Source organism: Cryobacterium arcticum (assembly GCF_003185895.1).
GTDB classification, from domain to species: Bacteria; Actinomycetota; Actinomycetes; order Actinomycetales; family Microbacteriaceae; genus Cryobacterium; species Cryobacterium arcticum.
Window position 1 is genome coordinate 710,836 of sequence record NZ_QHLY01000012.1, and the last position, 20,650, is coordinate 731,485.

Sequence of the window (20,650 nt, forward strand, 5' to 3'; positions counted from 1 at the left end):
CCGCGCACCGCAGGAGCAGACCCGCACGCGCGGGCGCGCCCGGCGGCCGGTCAGGCTACGGCCACCTCGACCTCGCCGGGTGCTGCACCGGGCTGGCCGAAGACCAAGCGGCGGTTGGCGATCTTGTCAGTGAAGAACCTGTCGTGGCTGACCACGACCACAGCGCCGGGGAAGTGCAGAAGCGCCCGCTCCATCACCTGAGTGCTGGACATGTCCAGGTGGTTGGTGGGCTCGTCGAGCAGCAGCACAGAGGCGCCGGAGAGCAGGCACTGAGCCATGGCCACCCTGGCCTTCTGCCCGCCGGAAAGGTTGCCGATCTTCTGCTTGAGGTCCGCCTCGGAGAACTGGAACATCGTGAGGAACCGGTTCACCGACTTGCGGGTGGCCGTGAACGCCAGGCTGCCCTCGAGTGCGTTGACGGCGTGGCTGACCGTGTCGGTGTCGTCGAGCTCGGCCAGCACCTGGTTGTACGACACCATGCCGGCGCCCTTGGCCCAGTCCACCTCGCCGAAATCCGCCGATTCCTCGCCGGTGAGCACCCGCAGCAGGGTGGTCTTGCCGCTGCCGTTGGCGCCGAGCACCACGATCCGGTTGCCGCGGCGGATCTCGAAGCTCAGGTCGTCGAAGAGCACCTTGTCGCCATAGGCCTTGCTGAGCATCTCCACCCGGCAGAGCACATCCTTCACGTGCAGGTTGCCGTAGATCTCGGTGATGATCTTGTCGACCGGGCGCGGCGTCCGGGACTTCTTGATGGTCGCCAGCTGGGTGCCGAGCTTGCGGCTGGCGGCCTTCTGGGCCTCGCGCCGGTCGGCGATGCCCTCGGACTCGAATGCGAGCAGCTCGGACTCGTGCACGAACTGAGCCTCGAGGGTCTTCAGCCGGAACTGCTTCTGCACCACGTACTCGCCGAAGTTGCCCGGGTATTCGTGCAGGTGGAAGTTCTCCAGCTCGATGATGCGGGTCACGACGGCGTCGAGGAAGGTGCGGTCGTGCGACACGATCACCGCGGCGCCCTGGAAACCGCGGAACCAGGTCTCCAGCCATTCGACGCCGGCGACGTCGAGGTAGTTGGTGGGCTCGTCGAGCAGCAGAACATCGGGAGCCTCGAGCAGGATCTTCGCCAGGGCGGCGCGGTTGCGCCAACCACCGGAGAGGTCGTCGATCGGGCACGTGCGGTGGGCCTCGTCGAAGCCCAGGATGGTGAGGGCGGCGTCGATCCGGCGCGGGTAGTCCCAGCCGTCCAACCGGTCCATCTCCCCGAAGAGCTCGGACTGCCGGTGGATCAACCGGTCGAGTTCGGCGCTGGCGGAGGAATCGGCGCCGATGGCCGCGTCGATCGAGGCCAGCTCGGCCTCGACGGCCTTGATCTCCACGAACAGGGCGTCGAGCACCTCGGTGATCGTGGCCTCGCCGTTCAGCTCGGAGAACTGGGAGAAGTAGCCGATCTTCACGCCGTCGTCGATGGTGACGGTGCCGGCATCCGGGGTCACCTGGCCGAGGATCAGCTTGATCAGGGTGGTCTTGCCCGAACCGTTCCGGCCGATCATGCCGACCCGGTCGCCGGGCTCCAGCCGGAAGAAGGTCTCGCGCAACACCTGGGTGTTCTCAAAACGCACACTGACATCGTTCAGCCGGATCAGGCTCATGGGTGCTGCTCTCTCGCGTTCGCACGCGGGGTGAAGTTCTGTAGGGTCTGCGGGGGTCAGTCGCTGTGCTCGGCGGCGTCGACGATGCCGATGAAGCGGTTGCCGATGCCGTCGACCTCGCGGCGGCTGAGGCCGGGCGCCACAGCGGGCAGCTCGTCGTAGCCGTGGTGGTCACAGCTGAGGTAGGTGAAGGTGGGCCACCACTTCTTCGGCCGGGCCGCCTCGGTGAATCCGCAGACGCTGCAGGTGAGCTCGATCCAGACGGGCTTCTTGCCGGTGCGGTTGGCCCGCGACTGCACCAGCCACGCCGGCGGGTTCGACTCGATCTCGGCGAGCTCTGCTTCGGTCATGCGGCTGGGCAGGTCGTGGCGCTGCGCCATCTCGAGCGGTATGTCGAGGCGGAGCGCTGCCTCTCGTCTGGTAATCATCAGGTTCAACGATAGGCGGTGGCGGCCGGTCACCGGTCCCGAAGTCGAACTGGTTCAATGGATCATGCCTGAAACCTTCTCTCCCCTCGGCCTTCTCCTCGATGTCGACGGTCCGATCGCCAGCCCCGACACGCGCACGATCAGCACGCCGAGCATCATCACCGACCTGATCACCCTGGCCGGCGCGAACGTGCCGATCGGCTTCATCACCGGCCGGTCGGCCGAGTTCATCAGCGAGCAGGTCGTGACGCCGCTGGTGGCCGCCGGACTACCGCAGGAGATGCGCATGTACGGGGTATGCGAAAAAGGCGCCGTCTGGTTCCCGATCACCGCCGCCGGCATGGGAGAGGTTGTCGTCGATTCCAGCGTCGCGCTCCCCGAGGCCGTGGCCGGCCGCATCCGCGACCTGGTGGCCACCGACTACGCCGACACCATGTTCTTCGACGAGACCAAGCTCGCCATGGTGTCCGTCGAGCAGCGCACGGATGTCAGCCGAGCCGCCTACCATCTCGCGCAGGCCTCGTTCGAAGCTGCCGCGTACGCGATCATGGTCGAACACGGGCTCGGTGTGCGCTTCGGTGAGCTGGTCTCCCCCGATGCAGACGGAGCGGTGCCGTTCCGGATCGACACCACCATCATCTCCACCGACATCGAATCGGTGGACCTCGACAAGGACCACGCCGCCGAGCGCGCCCTGGCGTTCTTCGCCGAGGGCGGCACCCTCCCCCGGGTCTGGCGCTCGGTCGGCGACTCGCGCAGCGACTACAAGATGGCCGATCACCTGTTCGCGGCCGGCTTCGACGTGGCGCACGTGGATGTGCGCCCGGCCGACGGCATCCTCGACCGGCCGTACCCCGTGATCGTGGAGGGCGACCTCATCCACGACGAGGCGGGAGCTGCGTTCCTCGCCTTCTGGGTGCAGAAGCTCGGCCTCGGCGAGGTTGTGCCCGCCTAGCCCGGGTCGGTTTCGGGTGTCCGTTCAGTCTTCGACGAAGCGGATGCCGTTCTGCAACACACTGCGCAGCTCGAAGACCTTCTCGAAGCTGCCGCGCTCCATGCCGGCGATGCCATCACGCAGCACCCCGACCAGGCGTGACCTGGGGATGACCACCACCATGGGGCGCCGGCCGCGGCTGGGCAGAGACATCGACTCAGGCACGGCTTCGTCCGGGGCGACCACGATCAGGGCGGTGAAGCGCACCCGCAACGACTTGGCCAGGATGCGCGCGGCGGTGGCGAATTCGTCCAGTGGTTCTTCGCCGGGTTCCAACGCGTCCCCGACGATCTCGGTGCGCTTGAGCTGCACGGGCGAGCCCCAGTCCTCGGAGAGGATCGCGAACAGGCCGGCGGGGCCGAGCACAACGTGATCGATCTTCTCGGTGTCCTCGCGGGTCGCCACGTCATGCCACGCGGTGTATCCGATGCCGAGGCCGGAGATCAGTTGGGCGGTGCTCTCTTCGGCGAGGGCCTTGGCGAGGCGGTGCCGGATCTCCCGCGGCGCCGACCGGATCAGGTCAGGGGCATAGGGGTCATCGATGGTGGTACCCCGTCCGGCCCATTCGCGGAGCAGCGCCAGATAGCGCTGCCGGGAATGACCCCCGGGGTGGCCGTGCATCCTGGCCTTCATGCCCGACGATGAGGGCCGTGCACTGGCGGTGCCGCCGGCGGTGCCGGCGTATGAGGTCTCCGGGTACCGGGCGCCGTCGTAGGCGGCGCGGCTCTCCGGGCTGCCGATGCGCTCCCAGGCCAGTTGCACAGCGTGGAAGGAAGCGGCAGATCCGCCGACATCCGGGTGCGACTGACGGAGCTTGCGCCGGTAGGCGCGTCGAAGCTCCTCGTCGGTCGCCGATGGGCTCACGCCCAGCACCTCATAGGGGCTGGTCGCGGCCGGACTGTCTGACATTCTCGCGGGTCTCTTTCGGCCTGGAACGGGAAATTCGTTCGGATGCCAGCTTAACCAGCCTTTCTGGAATCTCGCCGACACCGCGGGCCGGCACGCTCCGGCACGGTTTCGTGCGACGATCAGCGGGTGAAGACAACAGTTCCGGTCCCCCGCGCACGCCGTTCCAGCACCCGGCTTCTCGTCATGGCCGCCGTGGGTATTCTTGTCGGACTCGCCGCGGGGTTGTTCGGCGACTGGCTGTTGGCTCCCGCGCTCGGCTGGGCGGCTGCCGCTGTGCTCTACATCGTGAGCGTCTGGGTGACCGTGGCACCGCTGGATCCGGCGAACACGGCGACCCACGCCACCCGGGAGGATCCCTCTCGGCCGATCACCGACCTGCTCCTGATCGTGGCCAGCCTGGCCAGCCTGGGCAGCATCCTCATCGTTCTGCTGCAGGCCCGGAGCGCGTCCGGATCCGGCCAGGCCTTCCTCGCCGCCCTGGCCGTGGTCGGCGTCGCCCTGTCCTGGGTGCTCGTGCACACCCTGTTCACCCTGCGCTACGCGTCCATCTACTATGCCGGCGACGACGGCGGCGTTGATTTCAACCAGCCGGATGCGCCGCGCTACGCCGACTTCGCCTACCTGGCGTTCACCATCGGGATGACCTTCCAGGTCTCCGACACGTCCCTGACCTCGTCGGCCATGCGCTCCGCCGTGCTGCGGCACGCGCTGATGTCGTTCCTGTTCGGGTCGATCATCCTGGCGACCCTGATCAACCTGGTGGCCGGCCTCTGAACGTCCGTGAGCGACGAGCGGCTGGGGTCAGCCGGCGAAAGTGCGTGCCGGCAGCCCCGTCACGCCGGGCGTGGCGATGAAGATCGAGCCGGCCAGCGGGTCCTCGCCGGCAGCGAGGTCTTCGCGGGAGGTCGTGATGAAGAGTTGACGCAGATCGGCGCCGCCGAAGGTACAGGCTGTGACCCGACCGGCAGCCACCTCGATGACCTCGTCGAGAACGCCCTCCGGCGAGTAGCGGCGCACCGCGCCACCGGCGTAGAGCGCCACCCAGACTCCGCCGTCACTGTCGACGGTGAGGCCGTCGGGATAGCCATCCGCCTCGGCAATCTCCGCGAACGTGCGTCGCCCGGTCAGGCCGGTGCCCGGCGCCCAGTCGAAGACATCGACGCGCCCGGTCGGAGTGTCGTTGTAGTAGGCCAGTGTGCCGTCGGGGCTCCACTCCAACCCGTTGGAGATGGTGACGCCGGTCAGCTCCACGGTGACGGTGCCATCCGGTGCGAGCCGGTAGAGCGATCCTGCGCCGGTGGCCTGGTCATAACCCATCGAGCCGCAGTAGAAGGAGCCGTCAGGAGCCGCGCCACCGTCGTTCATGCGTACGCCGGGGTCCGCCCACAGCTCCGGCAGCCGGGTGAGAGTGCCGTCCAGGTCTTCCAGGGCGAAGCCGCGTTCGATCGCGACAACGGCGCCGCCGGCGCTGCGGGGCCGAAGTGCGGCCGCGATCGCGTCCAGGTGCGTGCGCACCGGCTCACCGTCGTCGGTGAGAGTGAGCACGTCGCCCGCGAACAGGTCAACCAGGCGCAACCCACCCCAGGCCGGTGACCACACCGGACCCTCGCCGTGGAAGGTGATCGGGTCGGTCAATTGCTCAGCGCGCATGGGTGCCCTTGTCTGTGGAGCCGAAAATCAGTGGACCGAGCTGACGAGTGCTCAGTCGCGCAGGACGTGGGCGGGGATCGCGATGGCGGCGCTCACGGCCAGGATGCCGGAGAAGAAGATCGCACCCTGCCAGGCGTCGACGGAGAAAGCCAGGCCGAAGAGCCAGATCCCGAGAACGAAAGCGGCCATCGCGATGACGAAGGAAAGAATGTGCATGGTCTGGGTCCTCTCAACGGTGCCGCGAAAGCGTTCCGGGCTGGGTTCGAGAGTACTAGGTCGGGGCCGATGCGGGGAGCGGGCGGGCTACGCGGTGTAGCCGACCTCCACCTCGGGGCCGACCGGCTCGAGGAGCTCCGGCGCGTTCCCGGTGATCGGTGCCACCCGGTAGAACGCCAGCCCCGCCGCGGCTTCCGTTGAGGCCTCCAGCGCGCCGTCCACCAGCTCCTGGTCGCCGGGGATGTGTGGGTTCAACCACTGGTCCCACCACTCTTCGGGCAGCACGACGGGCATCCGGTCATGGATGCCGGCCAGCGCGCCCTGGGCGGGTCCGGTGAGGATGGTGGCGGTGAGCACCCATCGCGCCGGGTCTTCGTTGCCGAGGGCCGGATTGCGCCACCACGAGTAGAGCCCGGCCAGGGCCAGCGGCAGGCCGTCGTCGGAGTGCACGAAATACGGCGTCTTCGTTGTGCCCTCGGTGTGCCACTCGTAGTAGCCGGTGGCCGGGATGATCGCCCGCGTTTTGGCCAAGGCGGTGCGGAAGGTGGGTTTGTCGGCCACGGTCTCTGCTCGGGCGTTGAAGGTGGCGAAGGCCGCGTTCAGCTCGGGCGAGAAGGTGGGCACCAGTGACCAGCGCGCGGACTCCAGTCGCCGCACCGCCGGATCGCTCTTCATCGATTCGAGCACGATCGGGATCTGCTCGGTCGGCTTCACGTTCCAGGACGGCTCCGGCAGGTTCTCGCCCTCGTGCTCGACGTCGAACATGGCGGCGAGGTCAGGCGCCGAATCGGTAATGATGAATCGCCCACACATAGCCTCAGGGTACAGGGCGCCCGCAGCCACTCCCGGTTATCCACACCGGTTGACTAATTCGAATCTCTGTTCGAAAATTGAAGAATGTCCCTTCCTCTACCGTCGTCAGCCGCCGGACCGCCGCCAGCGGTCAGGTCGGCCGACCCCGCCGCGGTCAGCGCGCTGCAGGCGCGCATCCAGGGCATGCAGCGTGACCGTTGGGAGGCGCCGGGCCGACCGGTCTCCGCGGGGTTGGCTGCGCTTCTGCCCGGTGGAGTGTTGCGCACCGGCACCGTTTACACGGTCGACAATTCCACCTCGCTGATCATGGCCCTGCTCGGCTCCGCCGCCGTCGAGGGTGCCTGGAGCGCGGTGGTGGGACTGCCCGATTTCGGCGCAGAGGCTGCCACCGGCTTCGGGATCGACCTCGGCAGGCTGGTGCTGGTACCCGACCCCGGCGATCAGTGGCTGGCCGTGACGGCGGCGCTGGTAGACGTACTGCCCCTGGTGGTCGTGCGTCCCCAGCGGGGGGTCGGCGATGCCGAGGCGTCCAGGCTCGGCGCTCGGCTTCGCCAGACCGGGTGCACCCTGATCGTGGCCGGCGCCTGGGCGCAGAACGAGGCTAGCCTGCGGGTCACCGCGACCCGGTGGGAGGGATTGGCGGCCGGGCACGGCTATCTGTCCGGCCGCGACCTCGACGTTGCCGTCGTCGGCCGCAACGGGAGCGCGCCGGGCGGTGCCCGGGGGCGCCCGGTCCGACTGCACCTGCCCGAGAGCAGCCGCGACCGCGCCGACGGCACCTCCGGGCGCGACCGGTCCGAACTCCCCGTGGGCGCCACGAGCCGGCATCCCGTGGCGGGGTGACCCCGGTGAATCGGCAGCGAACCATCGTGCTCTGGTGCCCCGACTGGCCGGTGCTGGCTGCCCGATCGGCCACGGACATACAGTCGGATGCTCCCCTGGCTCTGATCGACCGCGGCCTCGTCTTTGCCGCGTCGATTCAGGCCCGTGCGCGCGGCGTGCGGCGCGGGCTCACGCTCCGGGAGGCGCAGTTCCGCTGCACCGACCTGCTCGTGCTGCCCTATGACCCTGTGCTCGACCGCCGCGCCTTCGACCCCGTGCTCGACGGGATCGAAGCCCTCACCCCCGGTGTGGCCGTGCTGCGGCCGGGCACCTGCGCGATCCGCGCCCGCGGCCCGGTGCGCTACTACGGCGGCGAGACCGAAGCCGCCACGGCCCTCCTCGGCTACCTGCACGGCGCCGGGCTCCCCCAAGCCAGGGCGGGCATCGCGGACGGCCCCTTCGCTGCCGAGCAAGCCGCGAGGCGCGGACCGGCATCGCAATCGGCACCGGCGGCGCCGACCGACCCCGCACAGCCGGAGGACCGCATCAGCATCCTGCCGGCCGGCGGGTCTGCCGCCTTCCTGGCGCCGTTGCCGGTGTCGACGGTGGCCGACCCGGCTCTGGGCACCCTGCTCGCCCGGCTCGGCGTGCATACCCTGGGCCAGTTCGCCGCGCTGCCGGCACAAGACGTGCGGCACCGGTTCGGGGCCGCGGCAGCGCAGGCCCACGCCCGGGCGGCCGGCCGTGAGCACGACGAGATCGTGCCCCGCACACCCACTCCGGTGTTCGACCAGTTCCGTGAATTCGAACCGGCCCTCGACCGGATCGACCAGCTCGCGTTCGCTCTGCGCGGCACCGCCGAACTCTTCGTGCGCACCCTGCGGGAACACGCCCTGGTCTGCACCATCGTCACCATCCTCGTCGGCACCGAAGACGGCCTGCTCACGGAACGCACCTGGCGCCACCCCCGCTGGTTCAGCGCCACCGACCTGATCGACCGGGTGCGCTGGCAGCTGCAGGGCGAAGGCAGGGCAGACTCCGGCCTCGCCGCCGCAGTCGTGCGGGTCGCCTTCACGCCCGACCGGGTGGATGCCGTCGCCAACCACGAAGACGGCCTCTGGGGAACGGGGCCGGACGAACGCATCCACCACGCCCTGACCCGGGTGCAGGGACTCGTCGGGCACGACGGGGTGGTCACAGCCGTCATCGGTGGCGGCCGGATGCTCGCCGACCGGCAGCGCTGGGTGCCGTGGGGCGATGACGGTGCCGCCGACGTGCGCGCCGCCGAGGCTGAGCGCCCCTGGGCCGGCAGCCTGGGTGGCCTGCTCCCCGCCACGGTCTACCGGGCTCCGATTCCGGTCACCCTGGTCGGGTCGGATGGTGCGGTGGTCGGTGTCGACGACCGCGGCAGGCTATCCGGGCAACCAGCCGGATTCTCCAGCCGCACGGGACAGTCGCTGCTGGGGGTGTCGTCCTGGGCCGGGCCGTGGCCCGTGCTTGAACGCTGGTGGGATTCCGCCAACCTGCGCGCCGTGCACCGGCTGCAGCTCGTGGATGACACCGGCAACGCCTGGTTGCTCGCCCTCGGTGACAACGGCTGGCAGGCGGAGGCCCGCTATGACTGAACGCGGCCCGCACAGTGAGAAGGAAACGGAGGATTCAGATGGGATTCAATAATCCGCCGATCCCCTGGTCGGAATTGGAACGTCGGCTCTCCGACCGGAGGCCGGGCGGCCCGCCCCCTGAGGCCGACGGTGGCGACAGCCCGGCCTGGTCGCGGCACCGGCAGCCCTACGCTCCCCCGGCGGAAACGTCTGCCGTCATGGAGCCGACGGTTCCGTACGCGGAATTGCACGCGCACTCCAACTTCAGTTTCCTCGATGGCGCGAGTTCGCCGGAGCGACTCCTGGAGGAAGCCTCCCTGCTCGGCCTGCACGCGCTGGCGCTGACCGACCACGACGGGTTGTACGGGGCGGTGCGGCTGGCCGAGACAGCGGAGAGTCACCCGGGCATTCGCACCGTGTTCGGCGCGGAGCTCTCGTTGGGCCTCACCCGGCGTCAGAACGGTGTCCCGGAGCCGGAAGGAACCCACCTGGTGGTGCTGGCCAGGGGCCAGGAGGGCTACCACCGTCTGGCCGGCGCCCTCACCCACGGCCAGCTCGCCGGCGGCGAGAAGGGGCGGCCGGTCTACGAACTCGAGGAACTGGCCGAGCGCGCGGACGGGCACTGGAGCATCCTGACCGGCTCGAACTCGGGGGCAGTGCGCCAGGCACTGCGCCAGGACGGCGAACGCGCCTGCGCGACGGAGCTGGACCGACTCATCGACCTGTTCGGGCACGACGCGGTCAATGTGGAACTCTTCGACCACGGCCAGCCGCAGGACAGCACCTCCAACGATGTCCTGGCCGGCCTGGCAGCGCGAGCCGGGCTGCCCGTGGTGGCCACCAACAATGTGCACTACGCCCAGCCTGCTGACTTCAAGCTGTTCACCGCCCTCTCCGCCGTGCGCGCCCAACGCAGCCTCGACGACATGGACGGCTGGTTGCCCGGAGCGCCCACGCGCCACCTTCGCAGTGGTGCCGAGATGCAGGCCAGGTTCGGCCGGTATCCAAACGCCGTCGCCCGCACCGTGACCCTCGCCGACGAGCTCGCCTTCTCCCTGCGCCGCGCCAGGCCCCGGCTCCCCCGGCAGAACGTGCCGGAGGGGCACACGCCGATGAGCTGGCTCCGCCACCTGGTCTGGGAGGGCGCCGAACGGGCGTACCCGGGGTACAACGCCAATGTGCGGGATCGTCTGGAAAAGGAACTGGCCGTGATCGAGGCCAAGGATTTCCCCGGCTACTTCCTGATCGTGCACGACATCGTGCAGTTCGCCAAGGGGCGCGGAATCCTCTGCCAGGGGCGCGGGTCTGCGGCGAACTCCGCGGTCTGTTTCGTGATCGGCATCACCGCGGTCGATTCGATCTACTACCGGCTGCCGTTCGAGAGGTTTCTCTCCAGCCTGCGTGAGGAAGAACCCGACATCGACGTGGACTTCGACTCCGACCGGCGGGAGGAGGTCATCCAGTACGTCTACGAGAGGTACGGTCGACTCAATGCCGCCCAGGTGGCCAATGTGATCACCTACCGCCCGAAGTTCGCCGTGCGTGACATGGCCAAGGCGCTCGGCTACAGCACGGGCCAACAGGATGCCTGGTCCAAACAGGTGGAACGGTGGGGCGCCTCCGTCTCCAGCCCCGACCACGACATCCCCGACCAGGTCGCAGGTCTCGCCGCCGAGGTGCTCGGATTTCCCCGCCACCTCGGTGTGCACTCCGGCGGGATGGTGCTCACCGACCGGCCCGTCGGCGAAGTCTGCCCGATCGAACACGCCCGCAAAGAGAACCGCACGGTGCTGCAGTGGGACAAGGACGACTGCGCCTGGATGGGCCTGGTCAAGTTCGACCTGCTCGGACTCGGGATGCTCGCCGCGTTGCAGTACACCTTCGACCTGGTGGCAGAGTCTCTCGGCGAAACCTGGGGCCTCGAGACCCTGCCGCGTGAAGAGGCCGGGGTGTACGACATGCTCTGCCGGGCCGACTCCATCGGCGTGTTCCAGGTGGAGAGCCGGGCGCAGATGGGTACCCTGCCGCGCCTGCAGCCGCGCCGGTTCTACGACCTCGTGGTAGAGATCGCCCTCATCCGGCCCGGCCCCATCCAGGGCGGAGCCGTGCATCCGTACATCCGCCGCAAGCTCGGCCAGGAACCGGTGACCTACCTGCACCCGAAACTCGAACCCGTGCTCGAGCGCACCCTCGGCGTACCGCTCTTCCAGGAGCAGCTCATGCAGATGGCCATGGCGGTGGGCGGCTGCACCGGAGAGGACGCCGACCTCCTGCGCCGGGCGATGGGGTCCAAGCGGGGCGTGGAGAAGATCTCTTCCTTGCGCCAGACCCTCTACGCCGGGATGGCCGAGAACGGCATCACCGGCGACCTCGCCGACCAGATTTACGAGAAGATCGAGGCCTTCGCCAATTTCGGTTTCGCCGAGAGCCACTCGATCAGCTTCGCCCTGTTGGTCTATGCCAGCGCCTGGTTGAAGCTGCACTATCCCGGCGTGTTCCTCGCCGCCCTGCTCCGCGCTCAGCCGATGGGTTTCTACTCTCCGCAATCGTTGGTGGCCGATGCCCGCCGGCACGGTGTCACGGTGCTCCGGCCCGACGTGCAGCTCTCCGGGGTCGATGCCGGGATGGAGTCGCTGCCGTCGGGAGGCACGGAACCGGCCGGCCGGCCGGGCTGCCTCGACCATGACCAGCCGGCGGTGCCGGACTATGACCGCAGTCTGCCGGTGGACGACCGTGGCCACCGCAGGGACGCGGGACTGGCGGTGCGCCTCGGCTTGGCCGAGGTACGGTCGATCGGCGCCGCAGTGGCGGAACGGATTGTGGCGGACCGTACGGCCTTCGGCCCGTTCCGGTCGATGAACGACCTGGCTCGGCGGGCCCGGTTGAACACCGAACAGCTGGAGTCCCTGGCCACCGCTGGCGCCTTCGACGGGCTGGGCCTGGAGCGCCGGCAGGCACTGTGGTCGGCCGGGGAGGCTGCCCAGGACACCGACGACCACCTGCGCGGTTCCTTCGAGACCGTTCAGCCACCCCTGCTTGCCCTGATGACCCCGGTGGAACAGGTCGCCTACGATCTCTGGGCCACCGGGGTCTCCACCGACGACCACCCGATCCGGTATGCCCGGGCGGGCCTGGCCGCGCGGGGCGCACTCAGGGCCGACCAGCTCGCCACCAGTGAGAGCGGCCGGCGGGTCGAAGTCGGCGGAGTGGTGACGCACCGCCAACGGCCCGCCACCGCCAACGGCGTCACCTTCATCAACCTCGAAGATGAGACCGGCAACGTGAACGTCGTGGTCAGCGTCGGCGTCTGGACACACTTCCGCAGGATCGCCCGGGAATCCCCCGCCCTGATGATCCGCGGCATCCTCGAGCGCTCCCCGGAGGGGGTGGTCAATCTGATCGCGGACAGGTTCGAACCGTTGACCGTGGCGGCCCACACGTCGTCGCGGGACTTCCGCTAGCGTCGATCCAGTGAACGAAGACAGATACTCCGAAGACGTGCTTTTCGCCGGCTGGAAGGATGCCGGGCGCCGCGTGGTCCCGAAACACGAGGCGGTGCGCGACCTGGTGGTGGAGGAGGTCGCCACCGGGTTCTGTGGTGCCGTGATCCGGGTCGAGAAGAAGGTCGTCACCCTCGAAGACCGGCACGGCAAGCTCCGCCTCTTTCCCCTCGGTGCCGGGTTCCTGCTGGACGGCGAGCCGGTCGTGCTGGTGCCGCCGACCACGGCCGCGCCGGCCGCACGGGCACGCACCGCCTCGGGGTCTCTGGCCGTGGCCGACGCGCCCGCCCGGGTCGCCAGAGCCAGCCGGATCTTCGTCGAAGGTCGCCACGACGCCGAACTGGTGGAAAAAGTCTGGGGCGCCGACCTGCGGATCGAAGGCGTCGTCGTGGAATACATCGAGGGTGTCGACAACCTCGCCGAACTGCTGGCCGAATTCAAGCCCGGTCCCACCCGCCGGGTCGGGGTTCTCGTGGACCACCTTGTGCCCGGGTCGAAGGAGAGCCGGATCGCGGACGCTGTGGCTCGTGGGCCGCACGGTCGGCACGTTCTCGTGGTCGGGCATCCCTACATCGACGTCTGGCAGTCAGTGAAGCCCGCCCGACTGAATCTGCAGGTCTGGCCGCAAATCCCTCGTTCGATCGAGTGGAAGCACGGCATCTGCGCGGCGCTCGGTTGGCCCCACGAGGACCAGGCCGACATCGCCAGGGCGTGGCAGCGGATCCTCGGCCAGGTGCGCAGTTACGCCGACCTCGAACCGGCGCTGCTGGGCCGGGTGGAACAGCTCATCGACTTCGTCACCGTCGACTGATGCCACGCGGCAGCAACTTTGGGCATTTCAGTCAAATTTCGTAACACTTTGATCCTTTTTTCGCACAGATCTCCACGGAGACCGAGCGATGTGGGCTAGTGTTGTCGAAGTAGTTGTAGTGCTTGCACGTCTAAAAAACGTATTGACTTCGGTCGGTACGGGCTTATTCCTTTCGGAAGCGGACGACGAATACCGCGACGAACGGCCTCGAAAGTCGGGGCCTTTCTAACACTCCTGGAGGAGTTTCATAATGGCAACAGGTACCGTGAAATGGTTCAACGCTGAAAAGGGCTTCGGCTTCATTGCTCCCGACGACGGAAGCGCCGACGTTTTCGCTCACTACTCTGCGATCGCTTCGAACGGCTACAAGTCGCTCGACGAGAACCAGAAGGTCGAATTCGAGGTCACCCAGGGCCCCAAGGGTCCCCAGGCTGAGAACATCCGCGCCCTCTAAATAGAGTCGCGTCAGCTACACACAGCTGTCAGCAACGCCCCCGCTTCGGCGGGGGCGTTGTTTTGTTAACCCGGCTCCGCGAGTCCCAGGCACACAAATGTTCCCCGTCCGGACATCTGCGGCCGGTACGCCGGGCGCAGACGTCCGTTCGGGGAACAGTTCGTACGAGTGGAGCTGACGGCGGGGCTAGCTACTTGACCAGGTCCTGCCAGCCGTCGCCGTCGACGTACTCGAAGATGAGGTTCGTCTCGGTGTGAGCCACGGCCGGGTGCTCCGCCAAGTGCTCGAGCACGAAGTCTCGCAGGTCCGAAGCATCCGCCGCCGCAACGTGCAGAAGGTAGTCGTCTGCGCCGGCGGTGTGGAACAGGCCGATCACGCCGGGCCAGTGCGGGGCGGCACTGCGGAAGTCGTCGATCTGTTCCCGCGCATGCTTGGCCAGGCGCACCGAGATCAGGGCCTGCAGGGAGGCACCGAGCGCGGCCAGGTCGATGTTGGCCCGGTAGCCACGGATGTGGCCCAGCTGCTGCAGACGGCGCAACCGCAGCGAGACCGTGGACTCGGCGACGCCGATTTCAGCGGCCAGGGCAGCGCCCGACGCCCGCGCGTTGACCGAGAGCGCACGAAGCAGGGCCCGGTCGACGCGGTCAAGATCGGCTTTCTTGGAATCCATGCAGGCTCTCTTTCGTTGCAGCCCAGTTTATCGACCGTTCTGCGACCCTGGCAGCCGCCCGTGCATCAACTGCGTCACAGCTTGGTTTCGCAGGCATTGCGCCACCTGATCTGCGACCCCCATGGGATGCTTCGGACCGCGACCGTCCGGTACGGCTCAGCTGCGGCCGAGCCTTTGGCGGAGCAGGTCGATGCGCTTCTGGATCTGAGTGACACTGGCCTGCGCCACCGCCGGTCCCCCGCACAGGCGGCGGAGCTCAGCGTGCACCATGGCGTGCGGCTCCCCCGACAGCTTCGACCACATCCCCACCAGGCTGCCCAGCAGGGTGCGCTGCTCCTTGAGCGTGCGGTAGAGCGGGATCGGCTCCGGCGGCGCCCCCGGCACGGCGGCGGCCGCGGTGCGACGGTCGGCGCCGCGCTTGGACTGGCGTTGCTGGCGCTGGCGCAGCAGCTCAGAGACCTGCTCGGGTTCCAGCAGGCCCGGGATGCCGATGAAGTCGAATTCCTCGTCGGTGCCGGGCTCGGCCAGTTCGCCGTATTCGTCACCGTTGAACATCACCATGTCGAAGGTGGCCTGGGAGTCCAGGGCCTGCCAGGTGAATTCCTCGCCGAGGTCGTCAGACGCCTTCTCGGTCTTGTTCGCGGCCGCCACCATGGCGTCCTCGGGGTTGTACATGCCGTCGTCGCCGTCGTCGCGGTTGCTGCGATCGAGAGCGTGGTCGCGTTCGAGCTCCATGGCGTTGGCCAAGCTGAGCAGCCCGGGAACGTTGGGCAGGAAGATCGACGCCGTCTCACCACGGCGGCGGGCGCGAACGAAACGGCCGATCGCCTGCGCGAAGAACAGCGGGGTGGAGGCGCTGGTGGCGTAGACGCCGACGGCGAGTCGCGGCACGTCGACGCCTTCCGACACCATCCGCACGGCCACCATCCAGCGCCGGGTGTTGTGCGAGAATTCGTCGATCCGGTCGCTGGATTCCTTCTCGTCGGAGAGCACGACGGTAGCCGGCTCGCCCGAGATCTCCTCGAGGATGGCCGCGTACGCCCGAGCCGTGGTCTGGTCGGTTGCGATGACCAGTCCGCCGGCATCCGGGATGCCGTGCCGCACCTCGGTGAGGCGGGCGTCGGCGGCGCGCAAGACGGCGGGGATCCACTGGCCGCTGGGCTCGAGGGCGGTGCGCCAGGCCTGCGAGGTGATGTCCTTGGTGTTGCCCTCGCCGAGCTTGGCTTCCATCTCGTCGCCGGCCCGGGTGCGCCACTTCATGTGCCCGGCGTAGACCATGAACATGACCGGCCGCACCACGCCGTCTTCGAGGGCGCGGCCGTAGCCGTAGTTGTAGTCGCTCTGCGACAGCCGGATGCCGTGCTTGTCGGGCAGGTAGGTCACGAACGGGATCGGCGAGGTGTCGGAGCGGAACGGGGTACCGGTGAGGGAGAGCCGCCGGGTGGCCGGGTCGAAGGCCTCGCGGATGGCGTCGCCCCAGCTCAGGGCGTCGCCGCCGTGGTGCACCTCGTCCAGGATCACCAGGGTGCGGCTGGCCTGGGTGAGTTCGCGGTGCAGGGCGGCCCTGGTGGCCACCTGGGCGTAGGTGACGGCGATGCCGTGGAAGTGGCTGCCGTAGCGGCCGTGTGCGTTCTTGAAGCCGGGGTCGAGCCGGATACCCGCGCGGGCCGCCGCATCCGCCCACTGGCGCTTGAGGTGCTCGGTGGGCGCGACCACGGTGATGCGGTCGATCACCCGGCGGGCGCGGAGTTCGGCGGCCAGGCGCAGGGCGAAGGTGGTCTTGCCTGCACCCGGTGTCGCCGCGGCGAGGAAGTCGCGCGGTTGGTGCTGGAAGTACGCCTCGAGCGCCTCCGCCTGCCAGGCCCGCAGCTTGCTGGCGGTGCCCCAGGCGGCGCGCTCGGGGAACGACGGCGAGAGGTGCTCGGCGGCGCTGGTGCCGGCGGGGCCGCGGGCCGGGCCGAACACGGGCGGCGTGTCGACGGTGTCGGCCAGAAAGCCGCCGGTCGGGGCGTAATCGGGCTGCCCGGGGCCGGAGGCCGGCGGGAACAATCCGGGTTCAGTGGTCTCCCGATGCGAGGGTTCCCGGAAAGCGGATCCGAAGTCAGGTGGAGTAGTCACTTCATAAGAACTTACCAACTCGCGCCGACATCTGCCCGACGAGGGAGAATGAAAGTATGACGAAGCAGCTGCATCCCTGGTCCCGCTACGTCGCTGTAGGCGACTCCTTCACGGAAGGCGTGGGCGATCCGGAACCCGCCAGCCCGGGCGGGAACCGCGGTTGGTCCGACCGGGTGGCTGAGGTTCTCAGTCAGGGATCCGACGATTTCGCCTACGGCAACCTCGCGGTGCGCGGCAAGCTGATGAACCAGATCCTGGCGGAACAGGTGCGCCCGGCCCTCGAGCTGCACCCGGACCTGATCACGATCTCCGCGGGCGGGAACGACGTGCTGCGACCCGGCAGCGACCCCGACGCGATCGCGTCCCGGCTCGACGAGGCCGTCACCCTGCTGGGCTCTGAGGGTGCGACGGTGGTGGTGTTCACCGGCACCGACGTGCGCTTCTCCCCGGTGCTCAGGGGCCTGCGCGGCAAGGTCGCGATCTACAACGAGAACATCCGCGCCGTGGCCGCGGCGCACGACTGCATCGTGGCCGATCTGTGGTCGCTCACCGAGATCCAGGATGCCCGGATGTGGGCGCCAGACCGGCTGCACTTCAACCCGCTCGGCCACCACACCGTGGCCAGGATGGTGCTGGACACCCTCAACGTGCCGAACACCCTCGAGGCGATGGTGCCGGAGCCGATGCCGGGCACGACCTGGCGCCAGGCGCGCACCGAGGACCTCGCTTGGGCACGGGAGTACCTCGTGCCGTGGGTCTTGCGGCGGGTGCGGCACCAGTCCTCCGGTGACCACGTGCTGCCCAAACGGCCGGCCGCGGACCCGGTCACGCGGCTCGACGAGCCGGACGAGCCGCTCGAACGGCTGGGTTAGCCGCTCCGGCGAGAGCTCGCGTTTAGACCTCGCCCGGGTGGGTCCAGCGCCAGAAAGGCCCGGGGTCGGTGAGGGTCTCGTCGAGTACCAACGGCACGGTCATGGTCTGGCTGCCGACGGTGACGTCGACGCTGCCGACGGAGTCGCCTTCCTCGCCCACGGTGACGGGCTCGACGTCGGCGGTGGTGGTGATCGGAGTGTCCGACCACACCACGGCGCTCTCGGTGGTCTCGGCCACAGCCTGCCCTGACTGGCCCCACGGGGTCGTGTACGAGCCGAACGGGGTGCCGGCCTCCACCAGGGTGATCTGACGGAATCCGGGCTCCACACTGTCGATGAGCGAGAGCACGGTCTCGTTCAGTTCCGGGTGGGTGTCGCCGCCGAGTACCACGCCCACCATGGTGACGCTGGTGTCGCCGACGGGAACGTCGACGGCGAACAGCAGGCACGCGCCGGCCTCGTCGGTGGTGCCGGTCTTGATCCCGTCCACCCCGTCGATGCCCAGCAGCTTGTTGGTGTTGGTGACGGTGCCAACGGTGGGGATCTCGGCGGAGGGCATGGCCACGATCTGCGCCAGCACCGGGTTCGCCATCACGAGCTTGCCGATCTCCACGAGGTCGGCCGGGCTGCTCACGCTCTCCGCGGAGATGCCGCTGGTGTCGGCGACGGTGGTTCCGGTCAGGGAGTGCGCGGCGAGGTATGCGGTCGCGGCGTCCAGGTAGGCATCGACGGAACCGAACGCCCACACGGCCAGGGACACGCTGTAGTTGTTCGCCGACGGGATCAGCATGGTCTCGAAGGCCTCCCGCTGTGACAGCACCATGCCGGACACCACGGGGGCGACGGAGCCGTTCTCGGCGATCGCGTCGTAGTAGATGTCGACATCCTCGTCGGTGAACGTGATGTCGGGGCCGGCGTCGTCGCCGCTGAGCGGTTTGGCCTCGAGGATGACCAGGGAGGTGATCATCTTGGTGATGCTGGCGATCGGCACCGAACTCTGGTCGCCGGTACTGCCGAGCACACCGTCGTAACCGACGGCGCCGATCGCGCCGGCACCCTGCGCCGGCCAGACCGGCTGCGCCGCGGCCTGGGTCAGGGCGACCGGCTCGCTGAGGGCGGCAGCCGTGGCGGAGACGGGTGCGAGGCCCGTGCTGGTGAGGTAGGCGATGGCCGCGAGAACCACGGCGAGGCCGCCGAAGAAAGCGATACGCCGACGGTGATAGACCTGACGTCGGGTGAGAGACATTCGATGATTCTAACGAAAGGTGCCTGACCGACCGCGCAGAACGGGCCGCGCGCCCGGGAACCGGGCCGGAGCGGTCAGGCGCGCAATGCGTAGAGCGCCACGGCGCTGGCGGAGGCCACGTTCAGGGAGTCCACCCCGTGCAGCATCGGGATGGTCACGACGGTATCGGCCACGGCCAGTGCGGTGTGGCTGAGCCCGTCGCCCTCGGTGCCGAGGATCAGGGCCACCCGTTCCGGCGGGTCGACGGCGAAGGCATCGAGGGAGACGGCGGTGTCGGACAGCGCGAGGGCGGCCAGGTGGAAGCCGTGCTCGTGCAGCACCGGGGCCGCCTCGGACCATTCCGGCAGCCGGGTCCACGGCACCTGCAGCACCGTGCCCATGCTGACCCGCACACTCCGCCGGTAGAGCGGGTCCGCGCAGCGCGGGGTGATCAGCACGGCGTCGGCGCCCAGGCCCGCGACACTGCGGAAAATCGCCCCGACGTTGGTGTGGTCGACAATGTCCTCCAGAATCACGATGCGGCGGGCATCCCGGATGATGTCGGCCACCGACTGCAGGTCGGGCCGGTGCATCGCGGCCAACGCACCCCGGTGCAGGTTGTAGCCGGTGAGCTTCTCGAGCAGCGTGGCCGAGCCGACATAGATCGGCACCTCCGGCCAGTCGGCGAGCAGCCGGAGCGCATCCGGCAGCCACTGCTCCTGCACCAGCACCGACCGCGGCCGGTGTCCGGCGGATATCGCCCGGCCGATGACCTTGGCCGACTCGGCGATGTACAGGCCGTTGGCCGGCTCTGACACCCGGCGCAACGCCACATCGGTCAGCCGGGAGTAGTCGGCGAGGCCGGGAGCATCGAGGTCGGTAATCGGGACGATCTGCACGGAGGTCGCCGCCTTTCTGGGAGGAGTGTGGCTCACAGCTGCGTCTCAGCCACACGGAATGACGTAACACAGTCGAAAACTGACCAGTTTAGACTCAGAGGACATCACTGTCGGCCACGCACCCGTGCGACCGGCCCGGCGGGGACGTGACGAGGATGGAGCACCATGACGGCCGAGACTGTCCTGACGACGTCGGCGGGAGCCGCAGCAGACCTGGACGCTGTCGCGGATATCCTGCGCGGCCGCCGGACCGCCGTTCTGACCGGCGCCGGCGTGAGTACCGATTCCGGCATCCCGGACTACCGCGGTGCCGGTGCGCCGGTACGGGTTCCGATGACCTTCCAGAACTTCCTCGCCGACGAACGCGCCCGCAAACGCTACTGGGCGGGCAGCCACCTCGGTTGGCACCGGTTCCGGGCGGCCGAACCGAATCTCGGCCATCGCTCGCTGGTGACCCTGGAGGCCGCCGGTCTGGTCAGCGGCATCATCACGCAGAACGTCGACGGCCTGCACACCCGCGCCGGATCCCGCCATGTGGTCGACCTGCACGGCTCTATGGACCTGGTGGTGTGCCTGTCGTGCGGGCAGGCGTTCGGCCGTGACAGCATCGCGGCGCGCCTCGAAGCGAACAACCCGGTGCTCGCGCATCCGGAACAGGTGGAGATCGCGCCGGACGGTGACGCCATCGTCGTCGACATCGACGGCTTCGTCGTACCGGACTGCTCGGTCTGCGGCGGGCTGCTGAAGCCCAACGTGGTCTTCTTCGGCGAGCTGGTTCCCACCGGCAAGTTCACCGCGGCAGCCGCACTGGTGCGGGCAGCGGATGCCCTGGTCATCGCGGGATCCTCGCTCGCGGTCAATTCGGGCATCCGGTTGCTCGAACTGGCCAGGCGCCGCAAGCTGCCGATCGTGGTGATCAACCGCGGGGCGACCAAGGGTGACGGCCGGGCCCTGGTTAAGCTGGAGGCAGGCACGTCCGAGACGTTTGCCGGGCTGGTGACCCGACTCACCGACTAGGA

Annotated in this window: 19 protein-coding genes; 9 read left to right on the plus strand and 10 right to left on the minus strand. The window is 68.8% G+C overall.

The features are described 5' to 3' along the window. Window positions 1-50: 50 nt before the first annotated feature. On the minus strand, window positions 51-1,646 hold the full coding sequence (locus CTB96_RS13000; protein ID WP_110127302.1) for an ABC-F family ATP-binding cassette domain-containing protein: 1,596 nt from the start codon (window positions 1,644-1,646) through the stop codon (window positions 51-53). A 56-nt stretch (window positions 1,647-1,702) separates the two neighbouring features. Then, on the minus strand, window positions 1,703-2,074 hold the full coding sequence (locus tag CTB96_RS13005; RefSeq protein ID WP_110128479.1) for a hypothetical protein: 372 nt from the start codon (window positions 2,072-2,074) through the stop codon (window positions 1,703-1,705). Between the two features lie 64 nt (window positions 2,075-2,138). On the opposite strand from CTB96_RS13005, the gene CTB96_RS13010 reads away from it, so the two are divergent. Beyond that, window positions 2,139-3,029, plus strand: coding sequence for a hypothetical protein (locus CTB96_RS13010; RefSeq protein ID WP_110127303.1), 891 nt, complete (start codon window positions 2,139-2,141; stop codon window positions 3,027-3,029). Between the two features lie 24 nt (window positions 3,030-3,053). On the opposite strand, the gene CTB96_RS13015 is transcribed toward CTB96_RS13010, so the two are convergent. Further along, a complete protein-coding gene (locus CTB96_RS13015) occupies window positions 3,054-3,977 on the minus strand; it encodes a J domain-containing protein (protein WP_110127304.1) in 924 nt (307 codons plus the stop codon). 126 nt (window positions 3,978-4,103) lie between these two features. On the opposite strand from CTB96_RS13015, the gene CTB96_RS13020 reads away from it, so the two are divergent. Beyond that, window positions 4,104-4,751 carry a DUF1345 domain-containing protein gene (locus tag CTB96_RS13020; protein WP_248283370.1) on the plus strand — a complete coding sequence of 216 codons (648 nt, stop codon included), beginning with the start codon at window positions 4,104-4,106 and terminating at the stop codon, window positions 4,749-4,751. Between the two features lie 27 nt (window positions 4,752-4,778). Here CTB96_RS13020 and CTB96_RS13025 read toward each other — a convergent pair whose 3' ends face one another. From CTB96_RS13025 to CTB96_RS13030, 3 genes are all read right to left on the minus strand, one after another. After that, the gene (locus CTB96_RS13025; protein ID WP_110127306.1) at window positions 4,779-5,627 is read right to left on the minus strand and encodes an SMP-30/gluconolactonase/LRE family protein; all 849 of its coding nucleotides are present in this window, start codon (window positions 5,625-5,627) and stop codon (window positions 4,779-4,781) included. Between the two features lie 51 nt (window positions 5,628-5,678). After that, window positions 5,679-5,843: a hypothetical protein gene (locus tag CTB96_RS20545; RefSeq protein WP_181397253.1), complete on the minus strand. Its 165-nt coding sequence runs from the start codon at window positions 5,841-5,843 to the stop codon at window positions 5,679-5,681. Window positions 5,844-5,930: 87 nt separating this feature from the next. Then, window positions 5,931-6,656 carry an SOS response-associated peptidase gene (locus CTB96_RS13030; protein WP_110127307.1) on the minus strand — a complete coding sequence of 242 codons (726 nt, stop codon included), beginning with the start codon at window positions 6,654-6,656 and terminating at the stop codon, window positions 5,931-5,933. Between the two features lie 84 nt (window positions 6,657-6,740). Here CTB96_RS13030 and CTB96_RS13035 point away from each other — a divergent pair, with 84 nt between their 5' ends. The 5 genes from CTB96_RS13035 to cspE all read left to right on the plus strand — a co-directional run bounded on the left by CTB96_RS13035 (window position 6,741) and on the right by cspE (window position 13,847). Further along, the gene (locus tag CTB96_RS13035; RefSeq protein ID WP_146215819.1) at window positions 6,741-7,499 is read left to right on the plus strand and encodes a hypothetical protein; all 759 of its coding nucleotides are present in this window, start codon (window positions 6,741-6,743) and stop codon (window positions 7,497-7,499) included. Between the two features lie 5 nt (window positions 7,500-7,504). Next, the gene (locus CTB96_RS13040) at window positions 7,505-9,103 is read left to right on the plus strand and encodes a DNA polymerase Y family protein (RefSeq protein WP_248283371.1); all 1,599 of its coding nucleotides are present in this window, start codon (window positions 7,505-7,507) and stop codon (window positions 9,101-9,103) included. A 38-nt stretch (window positions 9,104-9,141) separates the two neighbouring features. Beyond that, the gene (locus tag CTB96_RS13045) at window positions 9,142-12,543 is read left to right on the plus strand and encodes an error-prone DNA polymerase (RefSeq protein WP_110127310.1); all 3,402 of its coding nucleotides are present in this window, start codon (window positions 9,142-9,144) and stop codon (window positions 12,541-12,543) included. Between the two features lie 10 nt (window positions 12,544-12,553). Further along, a complete protein-coding gene (locus CTB96_RS13050) occupies window positions 12,554-13,393 on the plus strand; it encodes a DUF3097 domain-containing protein (protein WP_110127311.1) in 840 nt (279 codons plus the stop codon). 250 nt (window positions 13,394-13,643) lie between these two features. Then, the gene (gene cspE / locus CTB96_RS13055) at window positions 13,644-13,847 is read left to right on the plus strand and encodes a transcription antiterminator/RNA stability regulator CspE (protein ID WP_035840308.1); all 204 of its coding nucleotides are present in this window, start codon (window positions 13,644-13,646) and stop codon (window positions 13,845-13,847) included. A gap of 190 nt (window positions 13,848-14,037) precedes the next feature. Here cspE and CTB96_RS13060 read toward each other — a convergent pair whose 3' ends face one another. Both CTB96_RS13060 and CTB96_RS13065 read right to left on the minus strand, forming a co-directional pair. Next, window positions 14,038-14,517: an Lrp/AsnC family transcriptional regulator gene (locus CTB96_RS13060; protein WP_066595420.1), complete on the minus strand. Its 480-nt coding sequence runs from the start codon at window positions 14,515-14,517 to the stop codon at window positions 14,038-14,040. A 156-nt stretch (window positions 14,518-14,673) separates the two neighbouring features. Further along, a complete protein-coding gene (locus CTB96_RS13065; RefSeq protein WP_427846505.1) occupies window positions 14,674-16,509 on the minus strand; it encodes a DEAD/DEAH box helicase in 1,836 nt (611 codons plus the stop codon). Between the two features lie 182 nt (window positions 16,510-16,691). Here CTB96_RS13065 and CTB96_RS13070 point away from each other — a divergent pair, with 182 nt between their 5' ends. Further along, a complete protein-coding gene (locus CTB96_RS13070) occupies window positions 16,692-17,507 on the plus strand; it encodes an SGNH/GDSL hydrolase family protein (RefSeq protein WP_110127312.1) in 816 nt (271 codons plus the stop codon). 22 nt (window positions 17,508-17,529) lie between these two features. Here the strand turns inward: CTB96_RS13070 and CTB96_RS13075 are convergent, their stop codons facing one another. Continuing rightward, complete coding sequence (locus CTB96_RS13075) at window positions 17,530-18,753, minus strand: D-alanyl-D-alanine carboxypeptidase family protein (protein WP_110127313.1); 1,224 nt, start codon at window positions 18,751-18,753, stop codon at window positions 17,530-17,532. A 74-nt stretch (window positions 18,754-18,827) separates the two neighbouring features. Next, complete coding sequence (locus CTB96_RS13080) at window positions 18,828-19,631, minus strand: TrmH family RNA methyltransferase (protein ID WP_110127314.1); 804 nt, start codon at window positions 19,629-19,631, stop codon at window positions 18,828-18,830. A 165-nt stretch (window positions 19,632-19,796) separates the two neighbouring features. Between CTB96_RS13080 and CTB96_RS13085 the strand changes: the two genes are divergently transcribed. Next, window positions 19,797-20,648 (plus strand): Sir2 family NAD-dependent protein deacetylase, encoded by an 852-nt coding sequence (locus CTB96_RS13085; RefSeq protein ID WP_110127315.1) that lies wholly within the window; start codon window positions 19,797-19,799, stop codon window positions 20,646-20,648. Window positions 20,649-20,650: the final 2 nt, after the last annotated feature.

Coding starts and splice junctions, on each gene's coding strand:
- CTB96_RS13035 (WP_146215819.1), top strand. CDS start 6,741: ATGTCCCTTCCTCTACCGTCGTCAGCCGCCGGACCGCCGCCAGCGGTC.
- CTB96_RS13010 (WP_110127303.1), top strand. CDS start 2,139: ATGCCTGAAACCTTCTCTCCCCTCGGCCTTCTCCTCGATGTCGACGGT.
- CTB96_RS13005 (WP_110128479.1), bottom strand. CDS start 2,074: ATGATTACCAGACGAGAGGCAGCGCTCCGCCTCGACATACCGCTCGAG.
- CTB96_RS13015 (WP_110127304.1), bottom strand. CDS start 3,977: ATGTCAGACAGTCCGGCCGCGACCAGCCCCTATGAGGTGCTGGGCGTG.
- CTB96_RS13000 (WP_110127302.1), bottom strand. CDS start 1,646: ATGAGCCTGATCCGGCTGAACGATGTCAGTGTGCGTTTTGAGAACACC.
- CTB96_RS20545 (WP_181397253.1), bottom strand. CDS start 5,843: ATGCACATTCTTTCCTTCGTCATCGCGATGGCCGCTTTCGTTCTCGGG.
- CTB96_RS13045 (WP_110127310.1), top strand. CDS start 9,142: ATGGGATTCAATAATCCGCCGATCCCCTGGTCGGAATTGGAACGTCGG.
- CTB96_RS13060 (WP_066595420.1), bottom strand. CDS start 14,517: ATGGATTCCAAGAAAGCCGATCTTGACCGCGTCGACCGGGCCCTGCTT.
- CTB96_RS13085 (WP_110127315.1), top strand. CDS start 19,797: ATGACGGCCGAGACTGTCCTGACGACGTCGGCGGGAGCCGCAGCAGAC.
- cspE (WP_035840308.1), top strand. CDS start 13,644: ATGGCAACAGGTACCGTGAAATGGTTCAACGCTGAAAAGGGCTTCGGC.
- CTB96_RS13070 (WP_110127312.1), top strand. CDS start 16,692: ATGACGAAGCAGCTGCATCCCTGGTCCCGCTACGTCGCTGTAGGCGAC.
- CTB96_RS13075 (WP_110127313.1), bottom strand. CDS start 18,753: ATGTCTCTCACCCGACGTCAGGTCTATCACCGTCGGCGTATCGCTTTC.
- CTB96_RS13030 (WP_110127307.1), bottom strand. CDS start 6,656: ATGTGTGGGCGATTCATCATTACCGATTCGGCGCCTGACCTCGCCGCC.
- CTB96_RS13025 (WP_110127306.1), bottom strand. CDS start 5,627: ATGCGCGCTGAGCAATTGACCGACCCGATCACCTTCCACGGCGAGGGT.